This window comes from Paenibacillus sp. AK121, from assembly GCF_019042715.1.
GTDB classification, from domain to species: Bacteria; Bacillota; Bacilli; order Paenibacillales; family Paenibacillaceae; genus Paenibacillus; species Paenibacillus polymyxa_C.
The window spans coordinates 91,519-105,738 of record NZ_JAHPJM010000001.1; the positions used below are offsets into that span (position 1 = coordinate 91,519).

At 46.7% G+C, this 14,220-nt stretch carries 9 protein-coding genes; all 9 read left to right on the top strand.

Annotated features, from left to right (window positions below):
* Positions 1-324: 324 nt before the first annotated feature.
* The 9 genes from gcvH to KSP24_RS00440 all read left to right on the top strand — a co-directional run bounded on the left by gcvH (position 325) and on the right by KSP24_RS00440 (position 14,098).
* Positions 325-723: a glycine cleavage system protein GcvH gene (gene gcvH, locus KSP24_RS00400; protein WP_040103084.1), complete on the top strand. Its 399-nt coding sequence runs from the start codon at positions 325-327 to the stop codon at positions 721-723.
* Between the two features lie 426 nt (positions 724-1,149).
* Entirely contained in the window at positions 1,150-2,628 is a 1,479-nt protein-coding gene (locus KSP24_RS00405; RefSeq protein WP_216974184.1) for a PTS mannitol transporter subunit IIBC, read from the top strand.
* Positions 2,629-2,711: 83 nt separating this feature from the next.
* Positions 2,712-4,796 (top strand): BglG family transcription antiterminator, encoded by a 2,085-nt coding sequence (locus KSP24_RS00410; RefSeq protein ID WP_216974185.1) that lies wholly within the window; start codon positions 2,712-2,714, stop codon positions 4,794-4,796.
* On the top strand, positions 4,793-5,227 hold the full coding sequence (locus tag KSP24_RS00415) for a PTS mannitol transporter subunit IIA (RefSeq protein ID WP_013372570.1): 435 nt from the start codon (positions 4,793-4,795) through the stop codon (positions 5,225-5,227). Before KSP24_RS00410 ends, KSP24_RS00415 begins: the two co-directional genes overlap by 4 nt.
* Positions 5,224-6,369, top strand: coding sequence for a mannitol-1-phosphate 5-dehydrogenase (locus KSP24_RS00420; RefSeq protein ID WP_129549822.1), 1,146 nt, complete (start codon positions 5,224-5,226; stop codon positions 6,367-6,369). The genes KSP24_RS00415 and KSP24_RS00420 overlap by 4 nt, the downstream gene beginning before the upstream one ends.
* A gap of 208 nt (positions 6,370-6,577) precedes the next feature.
* Complete coding sequence (locus KSP24_RS25530) at positions 6,578-8,731, top strand: DUF454 family protein (protein WP_216974186.1); 2,154 nt, start codon at positions 6,578-6,580, stop codon at positions 8,729-8,731.
* Positions 8,724-10,379: an amino acid ABC transporter ATP-binding/permease protein gene (locus tag KSP24_RS00430; protein ID WP_216974187.1), complete on the top strand. Its 1,656-nt coding sequence runs from the start codon at positions 8,724-8,726 to the stop codon at positions 10,377-10,379. Before KSP24_RS25530 ends, KSP24_RS00430 begins: the two co-directional genes overlap by 8 nt.
* Before the next feature lie 309 nt (positions 10,380-10,688).
* Complete coding sequence (pulA, locus tag KSP24_RS00435; RefSeq protein WP_216974188.1) at positions 10,689-13,220, top strand: type I pullulanase; 2,532 nt, start codon at positions 10,689-10,691, stop codon at positions 13,218-13,220.
* A gap of 236 nt (positions 13,221-13,456) precedes the next feature.
* Complete coding sequence (locus tag KSP24_RS00440; RefSeq protein ID WP_013372564.1) at positions 13,457-14,098, top strand: 50S ribosomal protein L25; 642 nt, start codon at positions 13,457-13,459, stop codon at positions 14,096-14,098.
* Positions 14,099-14,220 lie beyond the last annotated feature (122 nt).

Consider the following 14,220-nt stretch of genomic DNA (forward strand, 5'->3'; position numbering starts at 1 on the left):
GGTAGTCTCTCCCTCCGCGTTCATCCGCGTTTGCAGTTGTCGAGGTATTTTCAAAGCAATTACTATAACCCATTAATACGCAAATCCATTCAAAATGTCAATAAAAATGTCATATAAAACAATATGGAAAACATTTATTGTATAAATAAGGATATGTAAGCGTTTGTTACAAGTTATCATTTTTTTATAGACTGCGCTATATGAGTTGGTATGGAGTAGTTTTGTTAGTATTATTGACATGGGTGTTCTTGTTGTCATAATCTTAACTTGTCTAATACAGGTGATCAAAAGCATTTTATTCATGTGGAAGTGAGGCGAAGCAGGATGAGTGAAGTGAAACAGCAACTTTGGTATACAGACGAACATGAGTGGGTTCAGCGCACAGTGGATGGGACGTTGCGGATCGGCATTACAGACTTTGCACAGCATCAATTGGGTGATATTGTTTTTGTGGAATTACCTGGGGCGGGAACAACGATTGGACAGGGGACGGAGATTGGTACAATTGAATCGGTGAAGACCGTATCCGATCTTTTTGCTCCGGTGACGGGAACCGTTTTGAAAGTAAATGAAGCTCTGGAAAGTACACCTGAGTTGGTGAATGAATCACCCTATGAAGAGGGGTGGATGATCGAAGTAGAGATGAGCAATGATGTCGAGGAAGCTCTGGGCAAGTTGCTGTCTGCGGAGCAGTACGAGCAGTTGATTTCGGATGAGCAATAATGAGCAATACAGCATGAAATAATAGCGCTTTATTTCTGATTTTTTATATGGATATTGAATTAAATAAGAGCATCGTTAGTCCGCTCAGTTTTTGTATAAAATAGTCGCTATGACCTGACATAGCGGCTATTTTTTGTTGTCTTTTAGAAGACGTATTTACGTTGTTTGCTCAGACTTAGAAGAGAGCATCACTATAAAATTGTGTAGATTTACAACAGTGTTTTTTCGACTAATTTCTATTGTTATCGGCCATATTAAGAAGAATTATGCAGGTATAATGCCTTGTCGTTACTTTAAATTTAAATGTTGTCATCAACGTTCATGACGAAAGTACGTTTTCATTTCGTTGATGAAGATAGCGCTGTCATTTAGTATGAATTTTAAGAAAAGGTAGTGATGCTATTTACTCACAAGGAGGATATGAATATGAGCACAGTGGACACAAAGTCCAGTTCAAACGGTGGCGCTCGTGTCGCCGTACAGCGTTTTGGCCGCTTTCTCAGCGGTATGGTTATGCCCAATATGGGAGCCTTTATCGCATGGGGATTAATTACGGCCCTTTTTATTCCGACCGGGTGGTTCCCAAATGAGGGTTTTGCACAACTGGTTGATCCGATGAAAAATTATTTGCTGCCACTGCTGATCGGTTACACGGGAGGCACGATGATTCACGGACAGCGTGGAGGTGTGATCGGTGCCATTATGACGATGGGGGTCATTGTGGGGGCCGATATCCCGATGTTCCTGGGCGCGATGGTAGCTGGTCCGCTGGCTGCATGGATATTGAAGAAGTTCGATAAGGCCATTGAGGGCAAAGTCAAATCAGGTTTTGAAATGCTGGTCAATAATTTCTCGGCTGGGATTATCGGTGCCATTCTAGCATTACTAGCGCATGTGGCGATCGGCCCGGTCGTGCAAACCATCAGTCAAGTGTTGTCGACAGGGGTACAGTTCCTCGTGAACGCAGGGCTACTGCCGCTTGTCAATCTCATTATTGAGCCCGGAAAAGTATTATTTCTCAACAACGCACTGAATCATGGAGTATTGAGTCCGATTGCGCTGGAGGAAGCTTCAAGAACAGGAAAATCCGTTTTGTTCATGCTTGAATCCAATCCTGGCCCGGGACTCGGTATTTTGCTGGCCTATTGCCTGTTCGGTAAAGGCTCTGCGAAGTCGTCTGCTCCTGGTGCAGTCATTATTCATTTTTTCGGCGGGATTCATGAAATTTATTTCCCTTATATTTTGATGAAGCCGATTCTGATTCTCGCTGCTATAGCAGGGGGCGTTGTGGGAACCTTCTGTTTTATGTTGACAGGTGCCGGACTGGTTGCTGCTCCTTCACCAGGCAGTATCATTGCTTACTTCCTGATGACACCCAAAGGCGGATATTTGCCGATGCTGAGCGGAGTTATCGCAGCTGCGGTCGTATCCTTTGCGGTTGCCGCAGTATTACTCAAAACTGGTAAGCAAAAAGAAGAGGGGCTGGAGGAAGCTGCATCCCGTCTGAAAGATATGAAAAATCAAAGCAAGGGTGCAAGCGCTAACGCCACTGTAATGGAAGATAACCGCGCATCCGATCGTGCTGCCGAGATTGCCGCAGATCGAACGCTTAAGGATAAATCCGAGGTGAATAAAATTGTCTTTTCCTGTGATGCAGGTATGGGTTCAAGCGCCATGGGAGCCTCAATTTTGCGCAAAAAAATGAAACAGGCGGGCGTGGGCGTTACGGTAACGAATACGGCAATCAGTGAAATTCCACAGGATGCGGATATTGTCATTACACAAAAAACGTTGACAGACCGGGCTAAAACGGTAGCCCCGAATGCTGAGCACATTTCCATTGACAATTTCCTGAAGAGCCCTGAATACGAAGCGCTAGTTGAACGGCTAAAATCCGATTCTTAATCCCCATAAAGTCAGGCCGGCTGTATACAGTTTGTATTTCCTGCTGGAAGGGATGAGAGCTTGGGAAGGAACGGTATGCGCTTATGAATATTACGAAACGACAATCTGACATCGTAGAGTATCTTTTGGAGCAGCCCCAAGAGGTTACGGCCGGGGAAATTGCTGAGAAGATCAATGTCAGCACAAGGACGGTTCATCGGGAACTTGGCGCAGTTGAGTGTTGGTTGGCGGCTCATGAGGTAAAGCTGGAGAAAAAATCAGGGATCGGTATCTATGTGGATGCCGGCCCGACTCAGCTTGCAAGTCTGCGGGAGCAATTACTGCATACGAAGTCAGACGAATACTCGGCTGAGGAGAGAAAAATTGTAGTTCTGTGCATGCTGCTGGATACACAGGAGCCGATCAAGCTGCTGGCGCTAGCATCGGATTTGAAAGTCACAGTAACTACGGTCAGTCATGATCTGGACGAATTACAAGGCTGGATCGCAGATCGAGGGCTCGTGCTTGTGCGCAGACGGGGATACGGTGTCGAGATTACAGGCCGGGAGATAGACAAAAGACGGGCGATTTCTGAGCTTGCTCTCGAATATTTGGATGAATCGGATCTGTTTTCCGGCCGAGAGGAGCTTCGTCCCGTGACACGTGTCACAGAAAAATTGATGGAGATGATTGGCAGGGAGAACCTGCTAACCGTGGAAAATGCCCTCTGGCAGCCTCATGACCAATGGCTGAAAAACATGGTGGAAAGCAAATATATGGAACTGCTGATTCAAATTTGCGTTTCTCTGGCACGTCTGCGCCTTGGGTACTTTGTGGATCATTGTCTCTCTCTCCCGTATTCGAAAACAGATTCAGAGGAGAATATCATGCTGCGCACAGCTATGGTGGAGCGCATATGCGCAGAATTGTCAGCAGCGCTGGATATTGAATTTCCAGAACCGGAACGATGTTATTTCAGGCTGCTGTTCCGTGATGCTGAGGATCATTCCACCCGCTTGCTGCCACTGGATGATCTTGTACTGCTGGAGTCGGTTCATGAGTTGATTCGTCGTGTAGAGGCAGAGACAGGCACACCATTAGCAGAGGATCGTGTCCTGCGTGAAGGGCTGATTGCCCATATGGCTCCAGTATTCAAACGTTTGAGGGAAGGGAGAGCGATCCGCAACCCTCTCCTTCAGCAAATTCGCAAGGATTACGGCAGCTTGTTCGACTCGGTCAAAAAGGCTGCGGCGGATATGACGGAAATGGAAGTACCAGATGAAGAGATCGGATTTCTGGTCATGCATTTTGGCGCTTCGTTGGAGCGGCTGCGACAATTGCAGCGGGAGGTTCGAGCAATCGTAGTCTGCACGAGCGGAATTGGGTCTTCCAGACTTCTGGCGACAAGACTGGCCAAGGAGCTGCCACAGATCAAAATCGTGGATAGGGCCTCATGGTACGAGGCAACGCGGATTCCCAAGGAGGATTATGATCTGATCATTTCGACAGTGGAGCTGCCGCTTGAGCCGGATCGGTATCTCAAAATCAGCCCGCTGCTGACGCAAGAGGAGAGTGACCGCCTGCGTCATTTCATCCAGCATATTACACTCAATCAACTCAGTGATCATCGTCAGGAACAGGCTGTTCTCCCCGGCCAGGGCATGGAGTGGCTTACAGGACTACGGAAAAGTCTTGAGGAGATTGTGCACATTGTACAGCAATTTCAAGTGTATCCACTGGAAAATCGAGGGATGGATATGCCAGCTACCATAGAGGCTATATGCATGTTGGAGGCAGGGCGGGGAAATGTCACAGAGCCTTCTGTTGTTGCTGAACAGCTTATGGAAAGAGAGCGCCAAGGTAGTCAGGTGATTGCTGATACCTCCGTTGCTTTAATTCATACACGCAGTCCCTATATTCGCCAGCCTTCGCTGACCTTGTATAAGCTGGCTGAGCCGCTGTTGGCGGATGTAGACGAACAGGTAGAATGCGTTCTGCTGATGTTGGGACCTCGTGAGTTACCGAAAGAAAGCTTGGAAGTATTGAGCGAGATTAGTGCATTACTGCTGCAGGAAGACATGATTACACTACTGGAACACGGTAGTAGAGATCAGATTGCCAATTATATATCGACTGAGCTGGCTGAATTTTTTCACAGTAAATTAGGGACAGGGAGGAACCTACCGTGAGTATTATGACGATAGACAAAATAAAAATGAACGCAACCGCCAAAGACAAATATGAGGCGATTCGTATGGCAGGACAAATCCTGCTGGATGCAGGACATATTACAACTGAGTACATTGACAAGATGCTTGAACGCGAGGAGATTGTATCCACCTATATCGGGAACGGGCTGGCTATTCCACATGGTACCAAGGAATCCAAGACACTTGTTCAATCCACTGGCATCTCCATCGTTCAGTTCCCGCAAGGCGTAGATTTCGGGGAAGAAAAAGCATACATGGTGATCGGCATTGCAGCCCAAGGCGGCGATCATATGGAGATTTTGACAAGTATTGCTGTGGTATGTGCGGAGGAAGAAAACATGGACAAACTTCGCAACGCGGTGATCCCACAGGAAATTATAGATCTGTTCGAAAGTGAGCTGGAGCTATGAGAGCCGTCCACTTTGGAGCAGGAAATATCGGTCGCGGCTTTATTGGGCTGATTCTGTCGCGTGCAGGCTATGAGGTTGTTTTTTCAGATGTCAACGAGACACTTGTATCTGAGTTACGACGCCGCAAGCAATATACTGTTGAGTTGGCGAATGATACGAAGGATACGGAGACGGTAACGAATGTAACCGCGATTGACGGCAGAGATGCATCCGCTGTAGCGGATGCAGTAAACCATGCTGATCTGGTAACGACCGCGGTAGGGGTTAGCATCCTCAGGCATATTGCAGCAGGTATTGCCGAGGGGATAGCGCGGCGGGTGGAGCGAGGGGCAGGCCCGCTGCATGTGATCGCTTGCGAAAATGCAATCGGAGGCAGCACCCAACTGAAAGAGCATGTTTTTGCGCTACTGGATGAGGCGACTCGTGCCAAGGCAGAGGCTTCGGTATATTTCCCCAATGCTGCTGTAGACCGGATTGTGCCGATCCAGCATCATGAGGACCCGTTGCATGTGCAGGTAGAGCCTTTTTACGAGTGGGTGGTGGATCGCTCGCAAATGGCAGCTGACCATGAAGAAATCGAAGGCATTCTTTACGTGCAGGATCTGGAGCCTTATATTGAACGCAAGTTGTTCACGGTGAATACGGGGCATTGCGTGGCGGCCTATATTGGTTATACCGCAGGTTATGCCACGATCCAGGAGGCCATGAAGGATACCAAGGTAGTAGATTCAATCCAAGGGGCGCTGGAGGAAACAGGAGCGGTGCTTGTAAAGCGATTCGGCTTGAATCAAGGGGAGCATAAGAAGTACATCTCTAAGATTCTGGATCGCTTCCGCAATCCTAATCTGACAGACGAGGTTACTCGGGTCGGACGTTCACCGCTTCGCAAGCTGTCTCCCAATGACCGTCTTGTACGTCCCGCGCTGCAAGCACAGGAGTATGGTATCCGGACCGATCATCTGGCGTTAGGAATGGCTGCTGCCTGCAAATTTGATATTACGGAAGACCCCGAAGCAGTTGAGCTTCAGCAGGTGATTCGCAGCCAAGGGGTGAGTGTAGCGCTGACACGTTATACGTCCATACCTGCAGATGACCCGTTACATCGGCAGGTATTGGAGCAATATGATATTATAAGTTCATAAAACAACGTAATAACACGCACTTATCTCAATCATCCTCTTGAAGACCAAATCTACATGAGCACAAAAGTGTTCTGTAGAGTTGAGCTTCAAGAGGATTTTTATATGCGTGATTTACATCACATAACAACCTGACTAAATTATATATATTGATAATGATTATCATTATCTATAAAATATCATTAACAGTATATATATTAGGGGGATTATAGTGAAACCGATTTATATTACCTTAGGGTTTTTATTTTTGGCGCTTGGAGTTATTGGCGTAGTGGTGCCGTTGCTGCCGACTACACCGTTTTTGCTGCTGGCAACCTTTTTCTTTATGCGGGGGTCAGAAAGGATTCATCGGTGGTTTTCAAATACGTCTCTGTATCAAAAATATCTGGAAAGTTTTGTTCAAACCAGGTCGTTGAAGCTGTCCACAAAAATTACGTCATTGGGCTTAGCGTCAGCTATGCTGATTACAGGATTTATCTTTACTCCTAATATATGGGGCAAAACGCTCATTGTCTTAGTCATCCTTTTTAAATATTATTACTTTATATTCCGAGTCGGAACTGTGAGAGAAGCTGAGGCGGAAACTCTGACTTCAACTGAAGCCGTTCCTACTCCAAAAAAAAGATCTAAAATGGTCGACAGTCGTCTGTTAGGCCTGGTGGAGCATTCTCGAAAATATATCATCTTGGGTGTGCTTGTACAGTGGATCGGTCTTTTAGGGAGTATAGCCGCTGTTTTGTCTATGGCCTTTGTGATGCAGCAAGCATGGGAGGGACAAGTGACTCGCAAGCTGATTCTATTCATGACGGTCATTGTTATGGCTGCCATTGCAGTTCGCTTTCTGAGTAATTATGCAGCCAGTATGTTGTCCTATCGGGCTTCAATCAATGCTAAAAAAACGCTGCGCTCGCAGATTTACAGCAAGCTGCTAAAGCTGGGACCCTCTTATACAGATCATACTTCCACTTCGGGGGTTATTCAGGTTGCTGTAGAAGGGGTGGAGCAGCTTGAGACCTATTTTGGAAGATATATGCCTCAGCTATTCTATAGTCTGCTTGCGCCTGTAACGTTGTTCATCACCCTCTCTTTTGTCAGCTTCAAAGCGGCTATTATTCTATTAATCTGCGTTCCCTTAATTCCAGTGTCCATTATTGTCATTATGAGGATGGCTAAAAAGCTGTTTCGAAAATATTGGGGCAGCTATGTCAATTTGGGTCACAGCTTTTTGGAAAATGTACAAGGTCTGACCACGCTCAAAATTTACGGGACAGACCAGGATAAACATCAGGAGATGAACACAGCGGCTGAGGATTTTCGCAAAATGACGATGAAAGTCCTGACTATGCAGTTAAACTCCGTGGCTGTCATGGATCTTATCGCATTTGGTGGTGCCGCCGCAGGTGTGCTGGTCGCGGTAAGCGAATATTCCTCAGGTCATATTGGCTTGGCGGGAGCGCTCATCATTGTTTTGCTGTCGGCAGAGTTTTTCATTCCGCTGCGTCTGCTCGGTTCCTACTTTCATATCGCCATGAACGGAATGGCAGCAAGCGACAAAATATTCCAAATGTTGAGTACAGAGGATTTTATACAAGGACAACAAAGCATAGAAGCCACAGACATTCAACTGGAACGGGTAAATTTTGCTTACGATGAAAGAGATACCTTACGAAATATATCCATGAATATCCCTCAAGGGAGCTTTGTTTCCATTGTTGGAGAATCAGGTTCAGGTAAAAGTACGGTAGCCGGATTGATCGTTGGACATCATGAGGGCTATCAAGGAAGCCTGAAGATCGGAGGAACCGAACTGACCTCCATTACGGAAGAAAGCCGCATGCGTCATATGACCTGGATCGGTTTTAACAGCTACATTTTTAAAGGCACTGTAGAAGCGAATTTGAGAATGGGGAATGAGCACGCGGATGAGCAACAAATGCTGGAAGCGTTGCGGCAAGTGAAGCTGTATGATTTTATTCTCTCCGAAGGGGGACTGGAAGCAGAGATAGAGGAGCAGGGAGCGAATCTGTCAGGAGGACAGCGCCAACGGCTAGCACTGGCCAGAGCGTTGCTGCACGATAGTCATGTGTATATTTTTGATGAGGCTACCTCTAACATTGACGTTGAGAGTGAGGAAGGCATCATGGAAGTCATACATGCACTGGCAGGTCAAAAAACAGTGATTCTCATCTCTCACAGACTGGAAAACGTGATCCAATCTGACTGCATTTATGTGCTGCAAAATGGCTTAGTGGCAGAATCCGGAACGCATCAGGAGCTGTTGGGCCAGCAGGGACATTATGCGGAGATGTATCTCAGTCAGCATAGGATGGAACAGTTTGTGAAAGGAGGTGCTGTATATGCGTAGACACGGTTTACGGATTATGGGTCAATTGTTGGTCTTGGCAGGGCCTCTTTTACCTGTGCTGCTCATAACGATTGTTACAGGAGTGCTTGGTTTTGTATGTGCTATTGGCATTATTGTGTATGGGGCCCTCGCCCTACTGACAGCAACGGGCATCACGACAGGCTACAGCATGACATTTTTGCTGACTGCCATCGTGCTATGTGCTGTATTACGCGGCGTATTTCGTTATGGCGAGCAAATGAGCGGTCATTATCTCGCCTTCAAGCTGCTGGCCGTGCTGCGTGACAAGGTGCTTCTAGCCTTGCGCAGATTGGCTCCAGCCAAGCTTGAAGGCAAAGACAAAGGGAATCTGATTTCGCTGATTACAAGTGATATTGAGCTATTGGAAGTATTTTATGCGCATACGATATCGCCTGTTATGATCGGCATTATTACTTCACTGATTATGGTGTTTTTTATAGGCTCTTATGAGCCTTTACTAGGCGGGATCGCTGCGCTTGCTTACATAACCGTCGGTTTGTTCATTCCTCTGCTTACGTCACGTATGGGCAAGCGCCAAGGGATGGAATACCGGAGCAGCTTCGGCCAGCTGAGTAGTTATTTTTTGGACAGCTTACGCGGGATGAAGGAAATTGTTCAATATGGGCAAGGGGAACAACGATTAAATGAAATTAACCGTCGTACGGATCAGTTGGATGCCAAGCAGAAGGACTTGAAGCATCACGAAGGCATCACAAGAGCGGTCACAGATGCGGCTGTAGTCGGATTTTCATTCTTGATGCTACTAGCTGGATTGTATGGCATGTCTAAGGGGCAGATGGATTTTACAAGTATGCTGATTTCAGTCATTGCCCTGTTTAGTTCATTTGGTCCGGTGGTCGCGCTGAGCAATTTGTCCAACAATTTGCTTCAAACGCTGGCAAGCGGGGAACGAGTGCTGAGTCTGCTGGAGGAGACCCCGGAGGTAGAAGAAAATATGGATGGAATGACTGTTGGCTTTACTGGAGCGCAGATAGATAAGGTGACTTTTGCATACGATGGTCAAACGGTGCTGAAGGACGTAAGTCTCACGATACCGCCCAAACGAATTATAGGTATTCAGGGTAAAAGCGGCTCCGGCAAGTCAACGTTGTTGAAGTTGCTGATGCGATTCAGGGACCCGCAACAAGGTGGAATTTTGCTATCTGAACACGATTTAAAGGACATTGAGACCCGACATTTAAGAAGCTTGCAAAGCTATGTCGATCAGCATACATTCCTGTTTGATGTTTCCATTGCAGCTAATATCAAAATTGGAAAGCCTGATGCTACACATCAACAGGTTGTAGAAGCAGCCCGTAAGGCATCAGTGCACGATTTTATTATGACATTGCCTCAAGGATATGACAGCCGAGTTGGAGAGTTGGGGGACAGGCTGTCTGGTGGAGAACGTCAGCGCTTGGGACTGGCCAGAGCCTTTGTTCATGATGCGCCCCTCTTACTGCTGGACGAACCAACTAGCAATTTGGACAGTTTGAACGAAGCGATTATTTTAAAATCGTTAAAAGAACAGCAGCAAGATAAAACAATTATCCTTGTATCGCATCGAAGCTCTACCATGCGAATGGCTGACGAAATTTTTCAAATGGATAACCGCCGACTCTCCTGAAAATGGTACATGGTTTAGCATGCTTTTTTCAGTCTAGTCTATAAGTGATAAAAGCTAGAAAATAAATGTGATGCTTTGGAGGCGAAAGCTGTAGCCTGTTCATCGTTTTGTCATAAAATGGAGTGTGCGTGTTGAAATGAGAGTGTCATCCTTATTTAATTCATCCAGCTTTTCAAGCTTGTCTTATTTTGATAGCCTATAAGGTGAGGATTTTGCAAATCCTGAGGTATATTGACAAGTCATAAACATCATAAATGATGGATGAACAGAGGCTATAAGCCGATGTATAAAAATGGGTGGTGAACAGGAATGTCTGATTTCAATCAGCTCAAGGGGCTTGAGCACACAGCATATCCCATATATGAAGGCAATGATTTGGGTCTTACTTATACGCCTGCGGGCAGCAAATTTAAGGTATGGGCACCGACTGCGCAGCAGGTTCATATTGCGTTGTATAACGACGCAGGGGTGTACGATCAGGAAGGAATCGTTCAGGAGCACGGTGGTGGTCAGGAATTTCTAATGAGCCGTGATGATCAAGGTGTATGGTCTATCGAACTGGAAGGCGACTGGAACAGATATTATTACATGTACAGGCTGGAGTGGGTGGACCACACCATTCATTATGCTGCCGATCCATATGCCAGAGCGGTATCAGCCAACGGGCAACGTACGGCTATCATTGATTTGGATCGAACCAACCCGGATGGATGGGAACAGGATGAGGGGCCTGTACTTGAGCGTGCGACAGATGCCATTATCTATGAGCTTCATGTGCGTGATTTTTCGATGGACCCCCATTTTAATACGGGTATAAAAGATTTATCTGCCGCTCAGGGGCGGTTTGCAGCCTTTACGTATACGGGATTAACGGATTCCGAGGGTAACCGTATCGGACTGGATCATTTGCTGGAGCTGGGCATTACACATGTTCATTTGCTTCCCGTGGCTGACTTTCATACGGTGAATGACTTTTCGGAATTAGGAACTGAATATAACTGGGGCTATGATCCGCAGCACTATAATGTGCCGGAGGGGTCCTACTCTTCCAATCCAGCTGATCCGGAGGCGCGTATACGCGAGTTGAAATTGCTGGTACAGTCTCTGCATGCGGCCGGCATCGGTGTCATTATGGACGTTGTGTACAATCATACGTATTCGGTGGAAAAGGGTCCGTTTGAGCCAGTTGTACCAGGATATTATTACCGTACAGATGAGCAAGGGAAGCTCACCAATGGATCAGGTGTAGGTAATGAGATGGCAACCGAACGTCCGATGGTGCGCAAGTATATCAAGGATTCACTACGCTATTGGGCAGAGGAATATCACATAGATGGCTTCCGGTTTGATTTGATGGCGTTGATTGATACACCGACTGTAGAGCAGCTTACCCGAGAACTTCGCTCTGAGATACGTCCCGATCTGCTGATCTATGGTGAGCCTTGGACAGGAGGAGAGTCCCCCCAGCCTTTGCTTACATTAAAAGGAACGCAGCGGGATAAGGGTTTTGCCGTTTTTAACGACAATTACCGTTCTGCCATTAAGGGAGATAGCGACGGTACAGGAAGCGGGTTTGCTACGGGGGCGGAAAATCAGGAGGAACGGGTACTTCAAGGTGCTTTTGGAGCTATTTATGATTTCACAGCTCAGCCATCAGAGACCGTCAATTATGTAACGGCCCACGATAATCTCAATTTGTGGGATAAAATTTTGACGGTGAGACATTTGCGGGAGCATTGTCGTTTTCCGCAATGGGAGCAGGGGAACCCCAAAGATGGAAGGACAGCCGAACAAGCCGTAGCCGAAGCAGACCCGTATCAGGAGATGGATGAAAGTAACCTACTTGAAAACGAAACTGTACGTAAGTCCCTGTTAGCTAACGGAATGGTTCTGACATCGCAAGGCATTCCTTTTATCCATGCAGGGGATGAACTGCTGCGTTCCAAATATGGAGACCATAACAGCTACCGAAGCTCTGATGTGGTGAACGCCATCCGTTGGAATCACAAGGCGAGGTTTCGACCTGTGTTTGATTACTACCAGGGCTTAATTGCTTTGCGACGCAGTCACCCGGCATTCCGTATGGATCAGCGTGAGCTGGTGGAGCAGCATATGGAAGTCCTACAAAGCAATGGGCATGTGGTCGCTTTTGCCTTGAGGCATCATGCTAACGGCGATGCCTGGAATCATATTGTGGTGATTTATAACGGTTCGGATACAGAACAGACCATATTATTGCCTGCGGAATCGGATCGATGGCATGTAGTCGTGGATGCACACGGGGCCGGGATTGAGACACGGTATGAAGTGGTAGGTCATCGTGTGACGGTATCGCGCTGGTCGATGATGGTGTTGTACGATCAGGCTGGACCTCCCCAAGCCTCCTTTTTGACAGAGCATGATCATCAAGCTAACGAGCAAGTGGATAACAAAACGAAAGGCTTGGATGAGGGGACAAATCAAGAGATTGCAGGTACAGCAATGACAGATGCCCAGCTAGGAAACGATAGAGAGGTTATTCCGTTTCGTACGATTGAACTGATCTATGAGCGTGCAGACCGGCAATACTCTGGCTGGAATGTGTGGGTATGGGGCACTGGGTACCGTGACGGACATGTTGAATTTCAAGATTTAGATGACGGCCGGGCAATAGCCCGCATTCGGGTGGCTCCTGATGTACAGCGAATTGGCTACATTGTCCGCCTGAATCACTGGGATGCCAAGGATGTAGAGGCAGATCGATATATTGATGTAGATCTGACCCAGTCTGTGATGCAGGTATTGATTCATAGTGGCAGAGAGGAATATTTATTACTGGTTAACGATAACCGGGCAGGATAACCTTGTATGCCTGGTTGCCATATATGCACGAGAAAATAGCATTTTTCGATCGTTTCGAGAAATGCTATTTTTTTATGCAAATGTGCGTCACTTTCAGAAAAAAGGGGTAAAATAGAATTATGGACTTGTTTAGTTTTGCCAGCTTGCTGGCTCATATTCTGTAGTACGACTGGTAAACCAAGCAAGATTCTTGGAGGAAAATCATTTGTAAGGTAACCTGAAGGAGGTTGTATATCATGAGTTCTAATGGAGGAAGTATTCAACTAACCGCCCAGCCGAGAACAGAGAAGAAGGGTTCGGCCATTCGTGGATTAAGGTTAAAAGGACGGATTCCAGCTGTGGTTTACGGCTCTGAAATCGAGGGAACCCCTGTACATGTCGATGCCAAGGAATTTAATAAAGTAGTCAGAACCGGACGTTCAGAGGTTTTTAACCTCACAGTAGAAGGCGGAGAAACGATCCCAGTAATTATTAAAGATTATCAACAGCGTGACAACCAATGGTTGCATGCCGATTTTTTGAAAATTTCCAAAAACAAACCGCTTCGCGTGCGTGTTTCTATTGATTATCAGGGAACCCCTGTAGGTACAAAAACAGGCGGTATCCTGCAAGTTCAAGAAACAGAAGTCGAAGTTGAAGGTTTGCCTTCTGACTTGCCGTCCACAATTGAAGTGGATGTATCCGCACTGGATATTGGCGACAAGCTGAGCGCAAGCGACTTAAAGCTTCCTAAAGGTGTGACGCTGCATGTCTCTGAAGAGGAGCTGCTGGCATCCGTGATCGTGCCGCGTGCAGTCGAGGTAGAGAATGCTGCTGTGGAAGGTGATGCAGCGGCAACTGAAGGCGCTGAAGAGGCTTCCGAAAACAAGGAATCTTAATGAAGTCAGCAGGCATATTGAACGTTGGCTGATTAAAGAAGATGATCAAACCGTGAGCTAAAAACCGTTCCCTGTTAGGGGGCGGTTTTTCTCTTTAAAGCACGACCATCATTCAATACGCG

Excerpts from the sequence above, each read along its gene's own strand:
- gcvH (WP_040103084.1), top strand. The coding sequence starts at position 325 with ATGAGTGAAGTGAAACAGCAACTTTGGTATACAGACGAACATGAGTGG.
- KSP24_RS00410 (WP_216974185.1), top strand. The coding sequence starts at position 2,712 with ATGAATATTACGAAACGACAATCTGACATCGTAGAGTATCTTTTGGAG.
- pulA (WP_216974188.1), top strand. The coding sequence starts at position 10,689 with ATGTCTGATTTCAATCAGCTCAAGGGGCTTGAGCACACAGCATATCCC.
- KSP24_RS00440 (WP_013372564.1), top strand. The coding sequence starts at position 13,457 with ATGAGTTCTAATGGAGGAAGTATTCAACTAACCGCCCAGCCGAGAACA.
- KSP24_RS00405 (WP_216974184.1), top strand. The coding sequence starts at position 1,150 with ATGAGCACAGTGGACACAAAGTCCAGTTCAAACGGTGGCGCTCGTGTC.
- KSP24_RS00430 (WP_216974187.1), top strand. The coding sequence starts at position 8,724 with ATGCGTAGACACGGTTTACGGATTATGGGTCAATTGTTGGTCTTGGCA.
- KSP24_RS00420 (WP_129549822.1), top strand. The coding sequence starts at position 5,224 with ATGAGAGCCGTCCACTTTGGAGCAGGAAATATCGGTCGCGGCTTTATT.